The organism is Pasteurella sp. WM03 (assembly GCF_004570945.1).
GTDB lineage: Bacteria > Pseudomonadota > Gammaproteobacteria > Enterobacterales > Pasteurellaceae > Rodentibacter.
Genome location: NZ_SPPO01000002.1, coordinates 134,389 through 157,194 on the forward strand (window position 1 = coordinate 134,389; position 22,806 = coordinate 157,194).

Here is a 22,806-nt window from a genome sequence, read left to right on the forward strand (position 1 = left end):
TGCTTCCCTCATTAAAATTAAAGATCATTTCATCAACTAAAGGCTTGAAAGCCGTATTCCAATATTGTCTTGATGGCGCGCATTTTAATAACTAGACTATTTCAAGTAAATTTGTAAAAATGAATTTCATAATTTCTAAAAATGAAATAATAGATGAATAATCGTTTTGAAACCCTAAAAGTATTTTGCTCTCTTGCTGAAACACTACAATTTAAAGAAACTGCCGCTCGTCTTGCTGTCTCTCCTCCTGTCGTGACCCGATTAATTGCCGAATTGGAAGATTACTTGGGCGAAGCATTATTTCAGCGTAATACCCGCCAAGTTCATTTAACGGATTTTGGCGAACAATTTCTCCCCCAAGCCCAACAATTATTAGCTGATAGCGAACGATTATTTGTACGTAATAAGCAAGATTCTGAGAAAGAAATGAATGGTATCGTGAGAATCACCGTACCAAGTTGGCGAATTAACGATGAAATTTTGACAAAACTTTTAACCGCACTTTTGCCCTATCCCAACATTATTATTGATTGGCGGGAAGATATGAACAAGCTTGATCTTGTTAACCAGCGCATTGATATCGGATTACGTATTGGGCCAGAACCGGATCCCAATTTTATCGTGCGAAAAATCACTGAAATTGGAGATGTACTGGTTGCAGCCCCAACTTTAGTGGAACGCCTAGGGAAACCACAATCCCTTGAAGAATTAGAATTACGCTATCCTTTTGCCACTCAAATAAACCCTGCCACCGGACGGGCTTGGCATTTTCTGTTAAATGACGAACACAGATTAAAACCTCGTCATATCAGTTTCCAAAGCGCCGACATTTATAGCATGTTACAAGCAATTTTATGCGGAAAAGCAGTAGGTTTGGTGAGCGATTTTATTGCTAAGCCCTATTTACAATCAGGAGAATTATGCACACTATTTGATGATATCAAAATTCAAAAATGGCAACTTTTTTTATATCGCCCCTACGAGATCATTACGCCTCCAAGAGTATTAAAAGTCTTTGAATTATTGGAAGAAATTTTGAAAGAGACGTTTAGTCCCTAACACACCATTAGAGACGATGTGAACAACTCACGATGAAGACGGTATTCAACTAAAATTAAAAGGGCTGAACTCAATGACAATATTGAGCACAGCCCTTGAAATAACTCTCTAAGTTTTTAAGAACGAATGTATCTGGTACAACCTATACCTTTCATTAATTATCGCCTCAAAGTGCAGTCAGTTTTGAATGTTTTTTATTCTTCATTCAATAACTTTAATTCACGGTTCCTCACTTGTTTTTTCAAGATTTCCGCAAATTCTTCTACGCTGAATGTACCAAGATCCATACCTTTACGGGTACGCACCGCGACTTTACCTTCTGCAATTTCTTTATCACCACAAACCAGCATATACGGCACACGACGTAAGGTGTGTTCACGGATTTTAAAGCCTACTTTTTCATTTCGTAAATCCGTTTTCACTCTTAAACCGGCATCAGATAACTGTTTTGCCACCTGTTTTACATAGTCGGCTTGGCTATCGGTAATATTCATCACCACTGCCTGTGTTGGTGCTAACCAAGCTGGGAAGAAACCGGCATATTCTTCGGTAATAATTCCGATGAAACGTTCGATCGAACCTAAAATCGCACGGTGAATCATTACAGGAATTTTACGCCCGTTATCTTCTGCTACATAGCTGGCTTCTAGACGCCCCGGTAAAGCAAAGTCTAATTGCACCGTACCACATTGCCATTCACGACCTAAACTATCACGCAATGCAAACTCAATTTTCGGCCCATAGAACGCCCCTTCACCCTCTTGAACTTCATATTCAAGATGATTGTGTGCCAAGGCTGCCGCAAGACCAGCTTCTGCTCGATCCCACATTTCATCCGAACCGATACGGTTTTCCGGACGGGTTGAAAGTTTCACATAAATATCGGTAAAACCGAAGGTACTATAAATGTCGTAAACCATTTTAATACAGCTGGTAACTTCACTTTCGATTTGATCTTCCGTACAGAAAATATGCGCGTCATCTTGAGTAAAGCCACGCACACGCATTAAACCATGCAAAGAACCAGACGGTTCGTTACGATGGCAAGAACCAAATTCTGCCATACGGATTGGTAAATCACGGTAAGATTTTAAACCTTGATTGAAAATTTGCACATGACCCGGACAGTTCATTGGTTTAATCGCATATTCACGATTTTCCGATTGCGTGGTAAACATTAAATCGCCATAGTTTTGCCAGTGTCCTGTTTTTTCCCACAACACACGATCCATCATAAACGGGCCTTTTACTTCTTGATAATCGTACTCTTTTAATTTAGTCCGAACGAAAGTTTCAAGCTCGCGGAAAATCGTCCAACCGTCATTATGCCAAAACACCATTCCCGGTGCTTCCTCTTGCATATGGTATAAATCTAAAGCTTTACCGATTTTACGGTGATCGCGTTTTGCGGCTTCTTCCAAACGTTGTAAATATTCCGCCAATTGCTTTTTATCTGCCCAAGCCGTACCGTAGATACGTTGTAACATTTTATTCTTGCTGTCGCCACGCCAGTAAGCCCCTGCTACTTTTTGTAATTTGAAATGATGGCAGAAACGCATGTTGGGTACGTGAGGCCCACGACACATATCAATATATTCTTGGTGATGATACAACGCCGGTGTTGCCGTACGTTCAATATTTTCATCTAAAATTGCCATTTTGTACGGCTCGCCACGTTGCTCGAAAGTATCTCGTGCTTCTTGCCAAGTTACGCGTTTTTTCACCACATCGTAATTGGTTTTCGCTAATTCAAGCATCCGTTTTTCAATCGCCTCTATATCTTCTTGAGTTAAAGAACGATCTAAATCCACGTCATAATAGAAACCATTTTCGATAGTTGGACCGATTGCCATTTTTACATCAGGAAATAATTGTTTGATAGCATGGCCTAATAAATGAGCACAAGAATGACGGATAATTTCTAAACCATCTTCATCCTTAGCAGTAAGGATTTCTAACTTTGCATCTTGCTCAATAATATCACAGGCATCACGGCGTTCACCGTTTACACGACCGGCAATAGTCGCTTTGGCAAGGCCAGCACCGATATCTTGAGCCACTTCAAGCACCGAAACAGGGTGATCAAATTGACGTTGGGAACCGTCAGGTAAAGTAATAATTGGCATAATTTTTCCTTATCTAGAAAATTCAGCATTCGCAATGCTTTTCAAGTATTTTTGTTCTGAAATGGCTCGCTATTTTATCATAAAAGATGCCTTTATTATCAATATTATTAGATTTTATTTCGGAATGGATTCCCACTTAAATATCTATTGTTTTCTAAAAGTGACAGGGTTTAATTACCAGAGAAAACATGTTAAAACTACTGCACTTTTCAAACAGCTCGGAAAATTTATCCCTCCTGATACCCATTTGCCATATATCACTATTATGTAATGAATAGTAAGAGAGGAACGGATAATTTTGAAAAATAGGGGAAAATTCATTATTTCCCCCTTATCTTTTCTATTTTTTTGTCAATTTACGTACCAAAACGGTTAAGCCAAAGGTGAAAGCAATAACAGGAAAAGTTACTCCTAATTCGGTTTCCCATTCTTGCCACATTAAAACACGATAAATAACAAAGCCAATAAACCAAATAGCTAAGCCTATAACATCAATATTTTTCTGAGGTTCGCGTTGTTTAAATACAAAGAAATCAGCAATCAATACCCCTATCATAGGAGCGAACACCGAGCCGATAAAAAAGAGAAAATGTTCATATTGTGTAACCGGCAACATTGTTGCAAGAATAATACCGATAACCACTGTGAGAATTGAAACCCACTTCACACTCAATTTAGCGTAAATATTATTCAAGCTCATTCCCGTGGAATGTGCCGGTAGTGCTGTATTAATCATGGTTGATGTGACAACAATCAGCACACCAACGATACTAACACCGGATAATGCCAAAATTTGAGCGATTTCTGATTTTCCACTTACAAGCGCAGCCCCTAATCCAATGGAATACATCCAACAGCTTGTGACTGTATAAGCGAGAGTAGAAAGCGCGGTTGTTTTTAATGGTGTTTTTGTGTGTTTCGTATGATCGGAAACAACCGGAATCCAAGATAACGGCATAATCGCGGCAATCTCTACCGCAGTACCAAACTTAATATGATGTTGCTCTTCCAACAGCGGGATAAAATCACGGCTAATGATTTGCAATGTTAACCAAAGCATTAATAAAAACATCGTCACCAAAGAAAGACTTTTTATCACGCCAAGATTGGTAAATCCCATTAATAACCAGACTATGATGAGTACACCTAATCCAACGGCAAATAAGGGGAAAAGTGCATTTTGTGCATCCTGTTGATTCAAAATAGAGATCACCTCCGCCCCCATATAAATCATCACAGCAGTCCAACCGATAAGCTGCATTGCATTGAGCACGGAGAAAAGTATCGAGCCTTTTTGACCAAAAGAAATCTGCACGGTTTGCATTGCACTTTTTTGTGTTTTAGCACCGATTAAGCCGGCACAAAAGAACATTGCGCCGCCAATAATATGCCCGAGTAAAATAGCAAGAATCCCTTGTTTCCAGCCAAGGGGCGCAAACCAAGTTCCGGTTAAAATTTCAGCCATAGAAATAGCCGCAGTAAACCACACAAGACTTGCAGTAAGATTTGAATGTTTGTGTTGCATTTTTTTCTTCCTTTAGGTTAAGTATTGTTAATGAAAATTTATAATATAGAAAATTCAAGAGGTTTGAAAACCATGTTTATTAAACAATACTTCTTTTAGCGTAATTCAGTTATTGCATAGCAGAATACCGACAAAAAAGATGATTACCCGTTGATAAATAAGATATTCAATATAAACAAATTTTTAATATCCATACCTTAGTTATAAAAACAATTAGCTAAAAATTGGAGATTGATAAAATAAAAAATAGGACGATTAACGCCCTACCCAAATTTAATCCCTCTCTTTTTGTAAATGCCTTCTAATCAAAGTTATCACCTGCTCCCCTTCAAACTGTGTTTTAAACACCACCTCAGTTTGAGTAGAAATATGAGAAAACAGACGTTCAGCATGTTTGATTTTACTTTTTTCTTGCTGCCTTAGAAATTCTGAATCTTTTACTCCTTTAGCTTCAATAACAAAATTTAAAATCTCATTATTTTTAGTTTTTATAATATAAGCAAAATCAGGGGAATAAGTCCCACCACCCGCCACAGGAATTTTGATGGAGTTTTTTGGGATCTTAGTAAATACCGTCACGCCTTCAATTTCTCCATGAGTGATATTTTGATGCTCAATTTCAGAATCGTAAAAAATCTCGCTGAACAAATAGCTTGAGGCAGGTTCACGCACCTCATCGGTCATTCTGCCTAAATCCGTAACTCGAACTGCTTTAGGTTGTCCGTTTTTATCAGTAAATTGTGTTGGATGAACCGAATTATTCACCATCTGATAGCCCAATTCAAACTTACTAAAAGAATGATGCAATAAGAACTGATTAAAACCGCTACGAATTTGAGCAATAGTCTGCATATTCAAAAATTGGGAAATATCCAATTCCGACCGCACTTGATGAAAAGCTTGATGTAAAGTTGTCATTTTGATTTTTGCTGTCGCAGATAAAGTTTCCAAAAATTCACGATAACTCATAGTATTAAAACGAATGAATGTACTATCTAAATCATCTTTGTTTCGAGCAATCATCACACCATTTTTGATATAGGTTTCGGAAACTTTGGTGCGAATGCCAGCTTGTTTAAATTTGTCGCCATTTTCTTTTAAATAAGAAATCAATAACGCTAAAAAATCAGCTTCCGAATCAATTTTATATTGCAAAATTGCTTTATGATGAATCAGCTCCCACAATGTTTTTAGCTCTTCATATTTCCCCTCACGCATAGGGATAAAATTACCTTTCTCTTTTGCCTCGGTGATTTTTCCTTTGTACAATCCCGAGTTAAATGCATTAGGGAAAAGCTGTTTCACCTGCTGATAAGCGGCACTGCTCACAAAATTGTCATTATCGTCAATCAGTTTATTATCTGCCAATTTATGAGTGATACTGCGGTTACTTTCTTGCGGATAAGCGCGTTTGATTTTTTCTAATAATTCGGACGAAAGTGCGGTCGGAATTTGCTCTATTTCAGACACTTTATTCACTTCCCCAACCAATTCCTCTACGAAATCTTTTTCACTATTATCCACAAAATAATTGAGCTGATATTGTGGCGAACGCACCCGTTCCATCAACTCATTCACCGGTAAACGCAAGCCACGCCCCACTTCTTGGAGCTTAGAGGTTTTGCTGCCACTGGAGCGCAATTTGCAAATCTGAAATACATTCGGGTTATCCCAGCCTTCGCGTAACGTCCATTTGGAAAAAATAAAACGGCGTGGATTTTCTAAAGAAAGTAACGTTTCTTTATCATGCAGAATTTCATTTACTTCTTGTTCGATTTTGTCGTCACTTTCGCTATTATCTTTGGAAAAATAACCGCCGTGAGTAAGCGATACATCAGCGATAGTTTTAACCAAATAATCTCGATAAAACGGATCTTTTTCTATCTTCAATCTTTCTTTTGCTTCTGCCAAAACCCAACTTTCAAATTTTTCTTTTAAGCTGCCCGCAATCTCGTTACCACTGCGATAGCCTGCAATATCATCAATAAAAAACAAAGTAAGCGGTTTGATTTTCGGTGACGTTTGTGTAAGCAACTCTCGTTCCAATTTGAAATGCTCAACAATCGCTTTTTTCATCATGCTATCTTGCACGGTTTCCGAGTAAGAATAGGGATTAAGTAACGCACCTATTTTTAACTCTAAACCATTGCTTAATGCTAGATTGCTTTTATTCATCGCCTCAATTTTTAGCTCAAAAATAGCAGGATGAATTTTAGCTAAATTGTCGCCTTTGCTTAAATGGAAGGTTTTATTCTTGCCGTTTTCAGCGAGGTCAAAAGTCGCTTGAGTACCTGAAAGTGCGGTCAGTTTTACTTGTGCTTTTAAACCGCCCTCTTGTTCTTCACAAAATACACGAACACCTTTCACTAAATCTTGGTTAAACGCATCCACCGCTGTCAAGCGGTAAATCAGGTTGTGATATTGTTCATTGAATGTTGCGCCATATCGCAAAATATATTGTGGGTCTAATCGCTTGATATTTTCCCAAGTTTTCTTAGCCGTTGGGAATTTATGCGGTTCGTCAATAATCACTATCGGACGAACCGCAGCAAGAGCAGCTTGCGGTTGATCAAAGAGATCTTTTAAAGCACGATCACTACTTTCTGTCATTGAGGGGGAATTAATCATTCCCGCATTAATCAGTAAAACATGAATTTCGTTTTTATTTTCCGCTTTCACAAATTGATCGATTGCCGCAGAAATATAGGATTTTTTGCCCTTTGATGTTTTTTGGCTTTCCACCACATAGGTTTTAAGATTCACCTTGTCATAATCATTACCAAAATCTTGGCGGAAATGCTCTGCAAGAGATTGGCTTTGCAAAAAATATTTTGTGCCGGCTTTGATAGAAAGCGTTGGAACAACCACAATAAATTTAAACACGCCAAGCATACGGTGTAAATCGTACATTGTTTTGGTATAAGTGTAAGTTTTGCCCGTACCGGTTTCCATGGAAATATCCAACACGTTTGAACCATCAAAAGTGCGGTCAATTTGATTGGAATTTTGAACCGATCGCAAATTTTTCACATATTGCCCATTAGCGAAAATCAATTCGGGATTTTCATCAGCAAAATGTTGTTCTGGGGTTACGCCATCAAACACGGCAAGCACAGCTTGAATGCCTTGTTCTTGATGAGAGAGATTTTTTTCGTAGTTAAAGCCACTCATTTTTAACCACCTAATTACGAATAATCAAACTCAATACGATATTTTTCTTATTGCTATAAGTTTCAATCGCTTGGTTCAATTCTTGCTGCATCGCACTTGACATATTTTCACCGAATACAATCACGCGGTTCGGATTGAAATCCTTGTCACTATCCAACTTTTCAATAAATGCAAGCAAATCTGCAGAAGTAAAGCTGGTTTCTAATAAATATAAACGTTTATCGCATAAATGGGCGGTATAGTCGCCAAGTTTAACTTCCGAAATCGGGTCTGTCAGTAACGCCCCATCATTCAATGCCCAAGTGGTGAGCAAGGAGTGATATTGGGCTTCGGTCAAGTTTTCTACAAAAGGCAACGTTGCCTGTTCTAGGGAAAATTCATCATCACTATGATGTCTGAAATTATCGGTGGTTTGGTAGACTTTAAAGCCCAAATCAAGATCAGGATAATTTAAAACAATCTGTACCCTATTTCTAATGATCCTTTCTTTTGTTAAATGAAAAATCGTTGGGTTATTTTCTTTTAAGTGATGATTAATAAAATCATACGCAGCTTTTGCAATTTTTTTAGCTTTACCTGTTCCCTTAATTTCTATTTTTTCATTTAGTTGAATTAAAATAAATTTTCTATTTCCATTATCCGTGATATTGGCCTCAAAAATGGCTTCAGCAAACGAACCTGATCCTGCAAAAAAATCTAAATACAGCTCATTTTTAGCGTTAGCATTCAGGATTAAATCCTTTAATAAGGCAACAGGTTTAGGATTGGCAAAAGGAGTGATCGATGTACCGAATAATGTTTTTAAATCATTTGTAGCCTTACGGGTTTGCATTTTTATATAGGAACGTAATATATCCTTACGATCTCTTGTAATATATGTTTTTTTATTTGGTAATAGATCATCATTATCGGGAAATTCGATTAGATTATGTGAGACCCATTCATTCCAAGTTTCAAGCGTGCAGCTCCAACCTCGACTAGGCACTTTACAGTAGTTTCCCGTTCTAGGATTTACTCTAAGATCTTTCATTCCGCTATTTTGCGGATCATCTAACGGACTCGTTCTATAAACGCCAAATTCATCAACAAATTTATAGTTTGCAAGATTATCTTGAGATAATTTATTTACCTTATAAAACTTTTTGAGATCGTCTTCCGTTTTCTTATAATCTTTACCATTTTTATCAAAAATATCCATAATTTCAGAATAAATAGGATTGGAAAAGCCAAAATCAGCCTGTTCGGCTTTATCTTTATCCTTTGTATACACAAGAATATACTCGTGAGATGTCGATACAATATAAGGATCATTTTTAGGTGTGCCATCAACGATTATTTCAGCAACAAAATTCCCTTCCCCAAACACCTCATCACACAATAATTTCAACTGTGCCACTTCGTTATCATCAATGGAAATAAAGATCACGCCGTCTTCCTTGAGTAAATCACGGGCAATATAAAGGCGCGGATACATAAAAGTGAGCCAAGCGCTATGAGAATTGGCCCCCTTAGCGGTGAATTTTAAAATACGTTCCGCTTCATCAAGGTTGATATGGGCGAGTTCGCTTAACTGTTCGGGCGTAAATTTACGATCATCTTTATACACAAAACCATCCGATCCCGTATTATAGGGAGGGTCGATATAAATCATCTTCACCCTGCCTTTGTAAGCATTTTTCAGATGTTTTAACACCTCTAAATTATCGCCTTGGATCAGTAAATTTTGGCTGTTAGCATTTTCAGGCTTGGTATTGTGTGCTTTGTCTTCACAAAGTAAGGTTTTGGGCGGAAGATTACGCAGCAATTTGGCATAGGATTTTCCCAGCCAATTCATCTCGTAAAATTCACGGCTAATGTCGGTTTGCTCCGCAATCTCCGTTTGGAATTTTTCCAGTAAAAATTTTCCGTTTTTATCAAAACAATTTGGAAAAAGGGCTTGAAGTTGGGCAAGTTGTTTAGAATTGACGGAAACGCCCGCTTTAGAAAAAAGAATTTCAGAGATCATTTGACCTCCGAATTAATATTATTGAAGAAAAATGATAAATTTCGCTTGCAATTATCGTTTAGTTTAGGCAAGGCAAGGCAAGCATATTTTTTGCTCCTATTTAAGAATGTCAAGTGATATTTGTAGGGACACACTGCGTGTGTCCGTTATAAATTACAATTGTTTCAATATATTACAATCGGACACACGCAGTGTGTCCCTACATTTTAAAAATCTAGCGTAACGCTTTCTCAATCTTCTCAAATAAATCTTTGGAGAGATTTTCGACCGTGCTTAAGCGTTCCAACGCACGTTTCATTAACATTTGACGCTGAGTATCATAACGGGCAAAACGAATCAACGGTTCGATTAGTCGAGCTGCCACTTGTGGATTGCTATCATTGAGTTTAATTAACACATCCGTTAAGAAACGATAACCTGAACCACTGATTTCATGGAAAGCTTTAAGGTTTTGATTAGTAAAACTCCCCACTAAAGCACGAAGACGGTTTGGATTGTTGAAATTAAAACTTGGGTGATCCATTAGATGATTCACAATGTCTAACACATTTTCATCCGGTCGGGTGGCTTGCAAAGCAAACCATTTATCCATCACCAAGCCATCGTGTTGCCATTTTTGCTCAAAGTCAGCGAGTAAGGTATCACGGCACGCAAGGGAGGCTTTGGTTGCCGCTGTCAGTGCCGCGAGTGTATCCGTCATATTATTCGCCGCATTGTAATGCTTATGAACGAGATTATTGCCAAGGGGGGTATAAGCCAAATAATTTAGGCAAAGGTTTCGCATTGCACGTAGAGCAATATCCTGTTGAGTGATACGATATTCATCCAAACGAATATGGTTGTAAGCTTTAAGCAGTGGCTCTTTCAGATATTCGGCAATGGTTTTCAATATAAACGAGCGTGCAGCTACAATACCATCAGGATCAATGGTTTTAAAACTTTCGGCAAATTCAATATCCCGTGGTAAGGTAAGGATTAAGGTTGCCAATTCAATATCGTCTTCATAATTTTCCAACACTGATAAAAGTGCGGTCAAAATTTGAGGTGAAATTTCGAAATCTTCTCCTTGTTGGAAGTGAGTCACGTTACGTCGTAACTCGTTCGTCAATAACATTTGTGCCGCATCCCAACGCACAAAAGCATTTTCAGAAAATTTTAATAAAGTAAGAAGTTGTTCCGTGGTGTAATCGTAATCTAACTTCACCGGTGCGGAAAAATCTTCCAGCAATGCCGGAACAGGGCGACCATAAATGCCGTGAAATTCAAACACTTGATCTTTTTCCGTAATATTTAATACCCCGCTTAATGGTGTACCGTTGTACTGCAGCATTTGTTTCGTACCGTCTTGAGCATACAACGCCATTTTTAGTGGAATATGGAGATTGACTTTTTCCATTTGATCGGCTGTCGGCGGGGTAGATTGAGAGACGGTTAAACGATAAGTATGGCTTTGTTCGTCATAAGCATCGCTAATCAATAATTCCGGCGTACCCGACTGACTATACCAACGGCGGAATTGGGTTAAATCAAGCGCATTTGCACGTTCCATAGCAGAGACAAAATCTTCACAGGTAGCGGCTTTGCCATCATTTTCCGCAATATATAACGCCATCCCTTTTTGGAACCCTTCCTCGCCCAATAAAATATGCAACATACGGATCACTTCTGCGCCTTTTTCATACACGGTAACCGTATAAAAGTTATTCATTTCAATGACTTTTTCCGGACGGATCGGATGCGCCATCGGGCCGGCATCTTCAGCGAATTGTGTAGTGCGTAAAAATTTTACATTATTGATACGGTTTACCGCACGGGATCCGGTATCAGAAGAAAATTCTTGATCACGGAATACCGTCAAGCCTTCTTTTAAACTTAATTGGAACCAATCACGACAGGTCACTCGATTCCCCGTCCAGTTATGGAAATACTCGTGTGCGATTACACTTTCAATAGCTAGATAATCTTCATCCGTTGCCGTTTGTGGATTCGCTAATACAAATTTAGAATTGAAAATATTCAATCCTTTGTTTTCCATCGCCCCCATATTGAAGAAATCCACTGCAACGATCATATAAATATCCAAATCGTATTCCAGATTAAAGCGATCTTCATCCCATTTCATGGATTTTTTCAGACTTTCCATTGCCCAACCGGCACGATCAAGATTCCCACGATCTACATAAAGTTCTAATGCCACTTCCCGCCCGCTTTTTGTGGTAAATTTATCTTCCAAAAGATCAAAATCACCCGCCACTAAGGCAAATAAATAGCTTGGTTTCGGAAAAGGATCACGCCATTCAACCCAGTGACAACCATTATCTAACTCGCCTTCAGCAATACGATTTCCATTGGAAAGTAAGTAAGGATATTTGGTTTTATCTGCGGTGATTTTTGTGGTGTAACGCGATAACACATCAGGACGATCCAACATATAAGTAATTTGGCGGAAACCTTCCGCTTCACATTGTGTGCAAATCCCCTCGCCCGATTGATACAAACCTTGTAGCGAGGTATTTTCTGCCGGCACAAGAATGGTGACAATTTCTAGCTCAAATTCGACCGCACTTTGATCGCTGAGATCTAACGTTAAACTTTCGCCGTCTTGTTGATACGCAGTAAAAGGCTTACCGTTAAATTTAATGGAGGAAAATTGGAAACTATGACCGTCTAAACGCAAACTTGTTGCGTCATCGTTTAATCGTTGGAACTTTGTAGTTGTGGTAACCACAGTGTGATTCGGATCTAATTGAAAATCCAGATAAATGTCTGTAACCGTAAAATCCGGTTTTTTATAATCTTTTCGATATTTTGCTTTGGCTAACATAATCCGCTCTTTTTTAAGAAAAAATCGCCCACTAGGATATGATTTTACGGCAAAAGTTGCAATGTAATTTTCTCTCACTACAACCGAGCAAACGTTTGCTTAGCCTTGTTAAATTATGCTATTCTACGCACCGTTTTTTAGGGTCTGTGGACGTTTTGTTTTTTGCTTGCGACGGTGGCGATTCTTCGTCAAGCCAAGGCGAAAGTTGTGAAGTTTAGCCATTCTAAACGAACGACTTTCAATGTAGAATTAGCGAAAAATAGTCCCGTCCCTTTGGGTTGTGGCAAAAATTGCCACCTACTAATCAGAAAACTTGTAAATAGCCCACTATTCACCATGTTTTCTTCCTTGTCTGTGGCAATTTTTACTACAACGCAGGTAAAAAAACAAAACGTCCACAGACCCCTTTATTTGAGATCGAAAAATGTCCGCAACACAAGCACAAATTGCGATTGTGATGGGTTCCAAAAGCGATTGGACGACCATGCAAGAAAGCACGCAAATTCTAGATGAACTCAATGTACCTTACCACGTTGAAATCGTTTCAGCCCACCGTACCCCTGATAAACTTTTTAGTTTTGCCGAAAATGCACAGCGAAACGGCTATAAAGTGATTATTGCCGGTGCAGGTGGAGCCGCACATTTACCCGGTATGATTGCGGCGAAAACCTTGGTTCCCGTACTTGGCGTACCGGTGAAAAGTTCCATGTTAAGTGGTGTGGATAGCCTTCATTCTATCGTGCAAATGCCGAAAGGTATTCCCGTGGGAACACTTGCCATCGGCCCTGCCGGTGCAGCCAATGCAGCATTACTTGCTGCACAAATTTTGGCGGCGTGGGATCAGGATTTGCTCTCACGTTTACACGCTTTCCGTGAAAAACAAACGAAGGCAGTATTGGATAACCCCGACCCACGCCTATAAAAACCTAAAAATTTGACCGTACTTTTAATAAAGTTCAGCATTATGTAGCGGTTTTACAAACCTGATTTTGGACTTTCTCGTAGGGACACACTGAGTGTGTCCGCTATATTGAAATACATTTGATTTCATAACGGGCACACTCAGTGTGTCCCTACATTTGCTGAAACGCCTGTTTTTGTGCATTTTCTACATAATGCCAATAAAGTGCGGTTGTTTTTTCGATTATTTTTAACGAGAAATAAAATGCAACAGTCTTCACTCTACCCCGTGGTTTATGTGCTTGGTAACGGTCAATTGGGCAGAATGCTTCGTTATGCCGGCGCACCTTTAGATATTCAAGTCAAACCTTTAGCCTTCAATGCCCCTATTTTTGACTTACCGAAAACTGCGATTATTACAGCTGAAATCGAACGTTGGGAAAAAACACCTCTCACCGAATTACTCGCCAACCATCCTCATTTTGTTAATCAATCCATCTTTGGCTTGTTGGCAGATCGTTTAACGCAAAAATCACTCTTGGATGAACTTGGGCTCTCTACCTCGCCTTGGTGCTTATTAGAAAATAAAGATCAATGGCAAGAGGTGTTCCAAAACATAGGTGAAAAAGTTGTGGTGAAACGCCGTACCGGTGGTTATGACGGTCGCGGACAATGGATTATCACCAATGAAAACAACACTGAAATTACCGATGATTTATTCGGTGAAGTGATTGCAGAGCAATTTATTCCTTTTGATGATGAAGTATCACTTGTTGGTGCACGTTTCAAGAATGGCGAAAAACGCTTTTATCCTGTGACACACAATCTTCAACAAAATGGAATTTTACGTTATAGTGTGATGGATACCACTTTCCCACAACAATCAAGCCAACAAAAACAAGCGGAAGAAATGCTTGGTAAAATTATGGACAAGCTCAATTATGTGGGCGTCATGGCGATGGAATGTTTTGTGGTTGGCGATAAACTTCTGATTAATGAGCTTGCCCCACGTGTACACAATAGCGGCCATTGGACACAGCTTGGCTGCACCATTAGCCAGTTTGAATTGCATTTGCGTGCTTTACTGGATTTGCCGACACCAAACTTGAAAACCTTTGCTCCAAGTGTCATGGTGAATTTAATTGGCACAGATCATAACCCGCAATGGCTAGAGACAGAGTTTGCCCAACTCCACTGGTATGGCAAAGAAGTACGTGCGGGGCGGAAAGTCGGCCATATTAACCTTTCTCACCCGAATAAATCCGTTATTATTCAACAACTGGAAAAACTTCGACATACTTTACCGGAAGATTACCAATCCGGTTTGGACTGGACAGTCGCACAATTAAAATAAATTCATTTTTAACCGCACTTTTTGATGTAATTAACAAAACACAAAAGTGCGGTTAATTTTTATCGTGTTTTTACTTGCTAAACATAAAAGCTTGCAGTATAAAACAACAGACCTAAATCCATTAAAAAAGGAAAACGCTATGTTTGAAAATATCAAAGCCGCCCCTGCTGATCCAATCCTTGGCTTAGGTGAAGCATTCAAATCCGAAACCCGAGCCAATAAAATCAATCTTGGTATTGGAGTTTATAAAGACGCACAAGGCGCAACCCCTATCATGCGAGCGGTAAAAGAAGCCGAAAAACGCTTGCTCGACAAAGAAAATACCAAAAATTATCTTACCATTGATGGTATCGCAGAATACAACCGTTTAACTCAAGAACTACTCTTTGGCGTAGATAGCAACATTATTAAACAACAACGTGCCAGAACTGTTCAAAGCCTTGGCGGAACCGGGGCGTTACGTATTGCAGCGGAATTTATTAAACGCCAAACCAAAGCGCAAAATGTGTGGATCAGTACACCGACTTGGCCGAACCACAATGCGATTTTCAATGCAGTCGGAATGACGATTCGTGAATATCGCTATTATGATGCGGAAAACAAAACGTTAGATTGGGATAATTTAATCGCCGATTTAAGTAATGCAAATGAAGGCGATGTGGTGCTTCTACACGGTTGCTGCCATAACCCGACCGGTATCGATCCAACTCCGGAACAATGGAAACAACTCGCTGATCTTTCTGCAAAAAACGGTTGGTTACCATTATTCGATTTTGCTTACCAAGGCTTAGCAAACGGCTTAGATGAAGATGCCCTTGGTTTACGCACCTTTGCCGCAAATCACAAAGAATTGCTCGTTGCCAGCTCTTTCTCAAAAAACTTCGGGCTATATAATGAACGTGTCGGAGCATTTACCTTAGTGGCTGAAAATTCAGAGATCGCTTCAACGGCATTGACTCAAGTGAAATCTATTATCCGTACGCTCTACTCTAACCCGGCTTCACATGGAGCAGCAACCGTTGTTCAAGTGTTAAGTGAGCCTCAACTTCGCCAATCTTGGGATGATGAACTCACCGAAATGCGTGAACGAATCAAAAAAATGCGCCATTTATTCGTGCAATTATTAAAAGAATTTGGAGCCCAACAAGATTTTAGTTTTATCATTGAACAAAACGGTATGTTCTCCTTTAGCGGATTAACCGCCGAGCAAGTGGATCGTTTAAAAGACGAATTTGCTATTTATGCAGTGCGTTCAGGCCGCATTAACGTGGCCGGTATTACAGAAGATAACATTCGTTATTTATGTGAAAGCATTGTTAAAGTTCTTTAATCCCCTCTCTTTACTCAAAAGCGCATTCCAATATGCGCTTTTTTTATTTTCGATAAAATAAGTAAAATATTAAAAATCATCTAATAAAAAATTAAATATTTAAAATTTATTTAACTATAAACGTTAAAATTTTAGAATTTAACTATTTATAGTTGGCATTATGCTTAACACGACTTAGACTATAAAGGCATCTTTTATGAGGGAGATTTTTTATGCAATTTATAAAAATTGTCCTTGTCGGAATCGGGCAAATCTTTTTACAAGAGAACGGTCTATCGGGGCTAATTATCTGTATCGCAATGTTTTTCAGCCACTGGGCATTAGGTATGGGTTGCTTACTTGGGGCAATCATTGGCACAATAACAGCCATCTTACTCAAGTATCCCAAAAATGAAATCAAACAGGGGCTATATGGCTTCAATGCCAGCCTTGCTTTTATGTGTACAATGTTTACCTTTGGATTAAAAGGCGTTTCTCCTCTTATTTTTTCCTTAGGTATGATAAATGCGATCATTGCAACACTCATTATGCGTGAATTTACCAAAAGAAATCGGGTGGCTTACACTTTTCCTTTTGTGCTGACTTGTTGGATTTTTTGCTGGGGTATAGCACAAATCGGTTTATTCGGATTATCGCAAACCACCCCAAACCTTGTTGATCACACCGCCACATTAGATTCAATTAAACAACCATTTTATGCTTGGGCAGAAGTCAATTTTGGTGCAAATTTAACAACAGGTTTACTATTGTTTATTGCCATTGCGATTAGTTCACCTATTGCCGCAATCTGGGGAATGACGGCTACTGTCCTTAGTCCTTTCATTGCAGATTGTTTATTTAATATCGAACCTAATCAACTTGCAAACGGGATTTATAGCTTTTCCGCTATTTTAGTGGCTTGTGCCTTTGCCGGTAAAAAATTAAGTGATTTTATATACGTAATCAGTGGTATTATCCTTGCAATTTTAATTCAATTTAATATAGCGAAAACGGGTTTACCGCCTTATACTATCGGCTTTATTGTTTCTGCTTGGTTGATTTTATGGTTTAAAAATAATCTCAACCATGAAAAACTAAATTCTAAAAAATTCACTAACTTATTTAATCCCAAATAATCTGATGAAATAAAAGAAGGTAAATATGCATTTAACATCAAGAGAACAAGAAAAGCTGATGCTTTTTCTCGCCGGTGAATTAGCAGCGAAAAGAAAAGCCCGTGGGGTAAAATTAAATTATCCGGAAGCCATTGCCTACATTGCCAGCCATTTGCAAGAAGCGGCCCGTGATGGTATGACTGTCGCAGAAGTAATGGAATATGGCGCAACGCTTTTAACTATTGATGATGTCATGGAAGGTATCCACGAAATGGTGCATGAAGTGCAAATTGAAGCCACTTTCCCTGATGGCACTAAGTTAGTTACGGTACATAATCCGATTAGATAATCTAAACCGTGAAGATTGAAAAAAAGGAAAAACAATGATCCCAGGCGAATACAAATTAGCAAACGGTGATATTCACGCCAATGTCGGGCGAAAAACCGTGAAAATAGACGTGGTGAACAAAGGCGATCGCCCAATCCAAGTGGGTTCCCACTATCACTTCTTTGAAACCAATAATGCCCTTGAATTTGACCGCACTTTAGCACGTGGCATGCGTTTAAATGTTCCTTCAGGCAACGCTATACGCTTTGAACCGGGTGAGGCTAAAACAGTAGAGCTCGTAGCATTTGGCGGAAACAAAGTGATTTACGGTTTCCATAACAAAATTGACGGCAAATTGTAGGGGGAAATGATGGCATTAACAATTCCAAGAGCCCAATATGTGGCAACTTATGGTCCAACTGTGGGCGATAGCGTGCGTTTAGGCGATACAGATTTATGGGCAACCATTGAGCAAGATTTACTCACTAAAGGGGATGAATGTAAGTTTGGCGGAGGAAAAAGTGTCCGTGATGGTATGGCACAATCCGGTACGGCAACACGTGATAATCCCAATGTTCTGGATCTTGTTATCACCAATGTGATCATTATTGATGCGAAACTTGGCATCATTAAAGCAGACATTGGTATTCGTGATGGACGTATTGTCGGTATTGGTCAAGCGGGCAATCCGGATACCATGGACGGTGTTACCCCAAATATGATTATCGGGGTCAGTACAGAAGTGCATAATGGTGCTAATTTGATTGCGACCGCTGGGGGAATTGATACCCATATTCACTTTATCTGCCCACAACAAGCACAACACGCCATAGAAAACGGTACAACAACCTTGATTGGTGGCGGTACAGGACCGGCTGACGGCACACACGCTACCACCTGCACGCCCGGCGCATGGAATCTACAACGCATGTTCCAAGCGGCTGAAGCCTTACCTGTTAATGTTGGCTTTTTCGGAAAAGGCAACTGCTCTACACTTGAGCCATTAAGAGAACAAATCCGTGCCGGCGCATTAGGGTTAAAAATTCATGAAGACTGGGGAGCCACTCCCGCTGTGATTGATGCGGCATTAAAAGTGGCAGACGAAATGGATGTACAAGTCGCAATCCATACAGATACGCTCAATGAAAGTGGTTTCTTAGAAGATACGATGAAAGCCATTGACGGACGTGTTATCCATACTTTCCATACTGAAGGTGCGGGCGGCGGGCATGCTCCCGATATTATCAAAGCGGCAATGTATTCAAATGTCCTCCCGGCCTCCACTAACCCAACTCGTCCGTTCACCGTCAACACTATTGACGAGCATTTGGATATGTTGATGGTTTGCCATCATTTAGATAAGCGTGTACCTGAAGATGTCGCCTTTGCAGACAGCCGTATCCGACCAGAAACCATTGCAGCAGAAGATATTTTGCACGATATCGGCGTATTCTCCATCATGAGTTCAGACTCACAAGCAATGGGGCGTATCGGTGAGGTCGTCACCCGTACTTGGCAGACAGCGGACAAAATGAAAGCACAACGTGGCGAACTCGGCAGTGAGGGAAACGATAATTTCCGCATTAAACGCTATATTGCCAAATACACCATCAACCCTGCTATTGCTCACGGTATCGCTGATCATGTCGGCTCATTAGAAGTCGGTAAAATTGCCGATATCGTCTTATGGAAACCGATGTTTTTTGGTGTAAAACCTGAAACCGTCATCAAAAAAGGGCTTATCAGCTATGCTAAAATGGGTGATCCAAATGCCTCTATTCCAACACCACAACCGGTATTCTATCGTCCAATGTTTGGTAACCAAGGCAAAGCCACAACGGAAACTGCGGTAGTGTTTGTATCTGAAGCGAGCAAACAAGCGGATATTCAAACCCAATACGGGATACAAAAAGAGCTTATTGCTGTAAAAGGCTGCCGTCATATTGGTAAAAAAGATTTAGTTCACAATGATGCCACACCTGAAATTACCGTAGATCCGGAACGCTATGAAGTTCGGGTTGATGGAGAATTAATCACCTGCGAACCTGCAGAGAAAGTGTCATTGGCACAACGGTATTTTATGTTCTAGGTATATTTCCCCTCATTATTTAAAAGAGGGGATATTTAGTTTTATCGGGAAAATATGAAGATCATCAACCCTATCCTCCCCATTATGGAAAACATCTTGGGAAATTTAACCGACCTTCGTACAGAGGGTAAAATTACCACTCAAAGCATTGAGCGTGTACCATTGCAATGGTATGAAAGTGAACGCAATATTTTACGGAAAACCACCAATACAGGGCGTGAAGTGGCGTTTCGTTTGCTCAAAGAAGGACAACGCTTGAAACATAATGATGTGGTGTTTATTAGCAATGAACTGGCAATCGTGATCGAAATTTTGCCAAGTGAAGTCATCGTACTTTCACCAAAAACCTTACCCGAAATGGCACGAGCCTGTTATGAAATTGGTAATAAACATTCTCCGCTCTTTTTAGATGGCGATGAAGTTACCTTACCTTACGACAAACCGATGTTTGAATGGTTACAGGCAGCAGGATTTAATCCGCAAAAAGCGGAGCGCCGTTTAAGCCAAGCATTACGAGCAAATTCTGCTCAAGGTCACGGACATTCTCATCACCACTCACACAATGGCTACCACCATCACGGAGACGGAAATTGGCACCAACATTAAACCGGAGTTTGTCTAATTTAGGCGCATTGCTCCATCTAGTTGATCCTACGCTTCCTATTGGCGGATTTAACCACTCAAATGGTTTGGAAACCTTCGTTCAACAGAGAATTGTGGAAAGTAAAGCGACACTTGAAGACTATGTTCACACCCAGCTATTACAAAACTGGATTTACAATGACGGGGCTTATCTCTCTCTTGCTTTCAATGCTATGGAAAACCACAATTTCAACCGTTTATGCGAATTGGATTGGGAACTCTCCGCTACGAAAATGGCACGTGAAAGTCGTGAAGGCAGTTTTAAACTTGGTGTGCGGTTGCTCAAAATTTTTATTCGCTATGAAAATCATCCTGTTCTTATGGCATATCAACAAGCCATCACAGAAAAACTGGTTCAAGGCTACTTCCCTATCGTCTTTGCGATGATAGCCCAAGCAATGGGGCTAACCAAAGCCGATACGCTCTATGCCTTTTATTACAATGCAGCGGTCGGAGCGATCACCAATGGGGTAAAGCTGATTCCATTAAGCCAAATGGACGGACAAGATATTTTGTTCGGCTTACGTCAAGCACTGCAACAAGCGGTAGAACTAAGTTTAAATCCTAATCTTGACTGGCTTGGTGCGGCCACTCTCGCCAATGATATTCGGGCAATGCAACACGAACAGCTTTATACAAGACTTTATATGTCGTAGAAAGTACGTTTACGGGAGAGGGAAAGAGCGGTCATTTTTTGCAAAAAATTCGGTATTATGTTTCATACCCTCTCCCTCCAAAAAACCAAAGAATTTATCCACCTTTTCCCGGATGTGGAGAGGGAAACCATTAGAAAAAGGAAAAACAATGCGTAATTACATTAAAATCGGCGTAGCCGGCCCGGTCGGGGCGGGCAAAACGGCGTTAATCGAAAAACTCACCCGTGAGATCGCAAGCAAATATAGCGTAGCGGTGATCACCAATGATATTTACACCCAAGAAGATGCTGAATTTTTAACAAAAAACAGCCTACTTCCGCCAGAGCGGATTATGGGGGTGGAAACCGGCGGCTGTCCTCATACAGCAATCCGTGAAGATGCCTCAATGAATCTTGAAGCGGTAGATGAAATGGTAGCCCGTTTCCCTGATGTGGAAATCGTGTTCATTGAATCAGGTGGTGATAACCTTTCAGCCACCTTTAGCCCGGATTTAGCAGATGTGACGATTTTCGTGATTGATGTGGCACAAGGTGAAAAAATTCCACGTAAAGGCGGGCCGGGTATTACCCGTTCGGATTTATTGGTGATTAATAAAACCGACCTTGCGCCTTTTGTGGGGGCAGATTTAAGCATAATGGAACGTGATGCCCGTCGTATGCGCAATGGTCAGCCGTTTATTTTCACTAATTTGATGAAGAAAGAAAATCTCGATGGTGTGATCGGTTGGATCGAAAAATATGCATTATTGAAAAATGTGGAAGAGCCAAAAGCGTTAGTAAGATAAAGATATTACCTGCTTTAAGAAAAGAGGGGTATAGGGAGGGGTTTGATAGAAATAAAATCCCCCTAGCCTTTTCAAAGAGGTGTTTAAAAGTTAGACAATGAACAGTAAACTCAAACTTTCCACTAAACTTTCTTCCAAGGGTACAACCCAACTTGCAGAATACTTTGCGACGCCACCATTCAAAGTGATGACGTTACTGAATTATTCCGGTACTTGGTTGAACGGATTAAATGCCATGCAAATGTCTTCCTCACCGGGTATATTGGCAGGGGATCGGTTGGATATTCAAATTTCACTGGCAAAATCCACCGCACTTTCGTTGAATACGCAGGCATTCAGCCGTGTGCAGGCAATGAATGCCGGCGACTGTGCCGAGCAAATCACACAAATTCATTTGGCGGAAGAAAGCCGTTTATTCTATTTGCCTCATCCCTTGGTGTTACATAAAGATGCTGCTTTCAAACAAAAAACGATCATTGACATGCAGCCAAACAGTGAACTGATTTACGGTGAAACTATCGCTATTGGGCGTGTGCTAAATAATGAGCGTTTTGCTTTCCGTCAATTTTCATCTCATTTGAAAATTTATGCCCTGCAAAATGATGGCAAAAAACGCCCGCTTGTGTCAGATTGTATTCAATGGCTGCCTTCATCAATGACTCTCACCGCATTGAGCCAAATGGAAAACTATTCCCATCAAGGATCATTACTTTATCTAAACCTAGGTAAAAGTGCGGTCGAATTAAAGGCAATTTTACAAACCATTCACGCACATATTGCGGAAGAAAAAACTATGCTGGTTGGGGCTTCCCTTTTGAACAATGGAGGAATAATGGTGCGTGTACTTGGGCATCGCGCCGAGCAAATTCAGGATATGTTTCAAAATCTTGCCAAAGATTTCCAAAAGGAAAGTTAAGTA

17 protein-coding genes are annotated in these 22,806 nt (G+C 39.9%); 12 read left to right on the forward strand and 5 right to left on the reverse strand.

Going from position 1 to position 22,806, the window contains the following annotated elements:
• The first annotated feature begins 153 nt into the window (after positions 1 to 153).
• Positions 154 to 1,059, forward strand: coding sequence for a LysR family transcriptional regulator (locus E4T92_RS02805; protein WP_135093352.1), 906 nt, complete (start codon positions 154 to 156; stop codon positions 1,057 to 1,059).
• Positions 1,060 to 1,253: 194 nt separating this feature from the next.
• On the opposite strand, the gene thrS is transcribed toward E4T92_RS02805, so the two are convergent.
• The 5 genes from thrS to pepN all read right to left on the reverse strand — a co-directional run bounded on the left by thrS (position 1,254) and on the right by pepN (position 12,710).
• Positions 1,254 to 3,185: a threonine--tRNA ligase gene (gene thrS / locus E4T92_RS02810; protein ID WP_135093353.1), complete on the reverse strand. Its 1,932-nt coding sequence runs from the start codon at positions 3,183 to 3,185 to the stop codon at positions 1,254 to 1,256.
• Between the two features lie 340 nt (positions 3,186 to 3,525).
• Complete coding sequence (cytX, locus tag E4T92_RS02815; protein WP_135093354.1) at positions 3,526 to 4,710, reverse strand: putative hydroxymethylpyrimidine transporter CytX; 1,185 nt, start codon at positions 4,708 to 4,710, stop codon at positions 3,526 to 3,528.
• A gap of 273 nt (positions 4,711 to 4,983) precedes the next feature.
• Positions 4,984 to 7,881 (reverse strand): type III restriction-modification system endonuclease, encoded by a 2,898-nt coding sequence (locus E4T92_RS02820; protein WP_135093355.1) that lies wholly within the window; start codon positions 7,879 to 7,881, stop codon positions 4,984 to 4,986.
• Between the two features lie 10 nt (positions 7,882 to 7,891).
• Positions 7,892 to 9,886, reverse strand: a complete 1,995-nt coding sequence (locus E4T92_RS02825; RefSeq protein WP_135093356.1) for a site-specific DNA-methyltransferase — start codon at positions 9,884 to 9,886, stop codon at positions 7,892 to 7,894.
• Between the two features lie 214 nt (positions 9,887 to 10,100).
• Entirely contained in the window at positions 10,101 to 12,710 is a 2,610-nt protein-coding gene (gene pepN, locus E4T92_RS02830) for an aminopeptidase N (RefSeq protein WP_135093357.1), read from the reverse strand.
• Positions 12,711 to 13,134: 424 nt separating this feature from the next.
• Between pepN and purE the strand changes: the two genes are divergently transcribed.
• From purE to E4T92_RS02885, 11 genes are all read left to right on the forward strand, one after another.
• Entirely contained in the window at positions 13,135 to 13,632 is a 498-nt protein-coding gene (gene purE, locus E4T92_RS02835; protein ID WP_135093358.1) for a 5-(carboxyamino)imidazole ribonucleotide mutase, read from the forward strand.
• 243 nt (positions 13,633 to 13,875) lie between these two features.
• On the forward strand, positions 13,876 to 14,964 hold the full coding sequence (gene purK, locus E4T92_RS02840) for a 5-(carboxyamino)imidazole ribonucleotide synthase (RefSeq protein WP_135093359.1): 1,089 nt from the start codon (positions 13,876 to 13,878) through the stop codon (positions 14,962 to 14,964).
• 139 nt (positions 14,965 to 15,103) lie between these two features.
• Positions 15,104 to 16,294 (forward strand): amino acid aminotransferase, encoded by a 1,191-nt coding sequence (locus E4T92_RS02845; RefSeq protein ID WP_077540805.1) that lies wholly within the window; start codon positions 15,104 to 15,106, stop codon positions 16,292 to 16,294.
• 212 nt (positions 16,295 to 16,506) lie between these two features.
• Positions 16,507 to 17,409: an urea transporter gene (locus tag E4T92_RS02850; RefSeq protein WP_135093360.1), complete on the forward strand. Its 903-nt coding sequence runs from the start codon at positions 16,507 to 16,509 to the stop codon at positions 17,407 to 17,409.
• A 25-nt stretch (positions 17,410 to 17,434) separates the two neighbouring features.
• The gene (gene ureA / locus E4T92_RS02855) at positions 17,435 to 17,737 is read left to right on the forward strand and encodes an urease subunit gamma (RefSeq protein ID WP_077540809.1); all 303 of its coding nucleotides are present in this window, start codon (positions 17,435 to 17,437) and stop codon (positions 17,735 to 17,737) included.
• A 34-nt stretch (positions 17,738 to 17,771) separates the two neighbouring features.
• The gene (ureB, locus tag E4T92_RS02860) at positions 17,772 to 18,077 is read left to right on the forward strand and encodes an urease subunit beta (protein WP_077540810.1); all 306 of its coding nucleotides are present in this window, start codon (positions 17,772 to 17,774) and stop codon (positions 18,075 to 18,077) included.
• Positions 18,078 to 18,086: 9 nt separating this feature from the next.
• Entirely contained in the window at positions 18,087 to 19,805 is a 1,719-nt protein-coding gene (gene ureC, locus E4T92_RS02865; RefSeq protein ID WP_135093361.1) for an urease subunit alpha, read from the forward strand.
• Between the two features lie 54 nt (positions 19,806 to 19,859).
• The gene (gene ureE / locus E4T92_RS02870; RefSeq protein WP_135093362.1) at positions 19,860 to 20,411 is read left to right on the forward strand and encodes an urease accessory protein UreE; all 552 of its coding nucleotides are present in this window, start codon (positions 19,860 to 19,862) and stop codon (positions 20,409 to 20,411) included.
• Positions 20,396 to 21,103, forward strand: a complete 708-nt coding sequence (locus E4T92_RS02875; RefSeq protein ID WP_135093363.1) for an urease accessory protein UreF — start codon at positions 20,396 to 20,398, stop codon at positions 21,101 to 21,103. The genes ureE and E4T92_RS02875 overlap by 16 nt, the downstream gene beginning before the upstream one ends.
• A gap of 148 nt (positions 21,104 to 21,251) precedes the next feature.
• Positions 21,252 to 21,887, forward strand: coding sequence for an urease accessory protein UreG (gene ureG, locus E4T92_RS02880; protein ID WP_105878871.1), 636 nt, complete (start codon positions 21,252 to 21,254; stop codon positions 21,885 to 21,887).
• Between the two features lie 97 nt (positions 21,888 to 21,984).
• Positions 21,985 to 22,803: an urease accessory protein UreD gene (locus E4T92_RS02885; protein ID WP_135093364.1), complete on the forward strand. Its 819-nt coding sequence runs from the start codon at positions 21,985 to 21,987 to the stop codon at positions 22,801 to 22,803.
• The last annotated feature ends 3 nt before the right edge of the window (positions 22,804 to 22,806 follow it).

Bases quoted from the DNA above. Each gene is read 5' to 3' on its own strand.
- purK (WP_135093359.1), top strand. From the start codon at position 13,876: ATGCAACAGTCTTCACTCTACCCCGTGGTTTATGTGCTTGGTAACGGT.
- ureG (WP_105878871.1), top strand. From the start codon at position 21,252: ATGCGTAATTACATTAAAATCGGCGTAGCCGGCCCGGTCGGGGCGGGC.
- E4T92_RS02805 (WP_135093352.1), top strand. From the start codon at position 154: ATGAATAATCGTTTTGAAACCCTAAAAGTATTTTGCTCTCTTGCTGAA.
- E4T92_RS02820 (WP_135093355.1), bottom strand. From the start codon at position 7,881: ATGAGTGGCTTTAACTACGAAAAAAATCTCTCTCATCAAGAACAAGGC.
- pepN (WP_135093357.1), bottom strand. From the start codon at position 12,710: ATGTTAGCCAAAGCAAAATATCGAAAAGATTATAAAAAACCGGATTTT.
- E4T92_RS02850 (WP_135093360.1), top strand. From the start codon at position 16,507: ATGCAATTTATAAAAATTGTCCTTGTCGGAATCGGGCAAATCTTTTTA.
- cytX (WP_135093354.1), bottom strand. From the start codon at position 4,710: ATGCAACACAAACATTCAAATCTTACTGCAAGTCTTGTGTGGTTTACT.
- E4T92_RS02885 (WP_135093364.1), top strand. From the start codon at position 21,985: ATGAACAGTAAACTCAAACTTTCCACTAAACTTTCTTCCAAGGGTACA.
- purE (WP_135093358.1), top strand. From the start codon at position 13,135: ATGTCCGCAACACAAGCACAAATTGCGATTGTGATGGGTTCCAAAAGC.
- E4T92_RS02845 (WP_077540805.1), top strand. From the start codon at position 15,104: ATGTTTGAAAATATCAAAGCCGCCCCTGCTGATCCAATCCTTGGCTTA.
- ureA (WP_077540809.1), top strand. From the start codon at position 17,435: ATGCATTTAACATCAAGAGAACAAGAAAAGCTGATGCTTTTTCTCGCC.
- ureB (WP_077540810.1), top strand. From the start codon at position 17,772: ATGATCCCAGGCGAATACAAATTAGCAAACGGTGATATTCACGCCAAT.
- ureC (WP_135093361.1), top strand. From the start codon at position 18,087: ATGGCATTAACAATTCCAAGAGCCCAATATGTGGCAACTTATGGTCCA.
- E4T92_RS02825 (WP_135093356.1), bottom strand. From the start codon at position 9,886: ATGATCTCTGAAATTCTTTTTTCTAAAGCGGGCGTTTCCGTCAATTCT.
- thrS (WP_135093353.1), bottom strand. From the start codon at position 3,185: ATGCCAATTATTACTTTACCTGACGGTTCCCAACGTCAATTTGATCAC.
- ureE (WP_135093362.1), top strand. From the start codon at position 19,860: ATGAAGATCATCAACCCTATCCTCCCCATTATGGAAAACATCTTGGGA.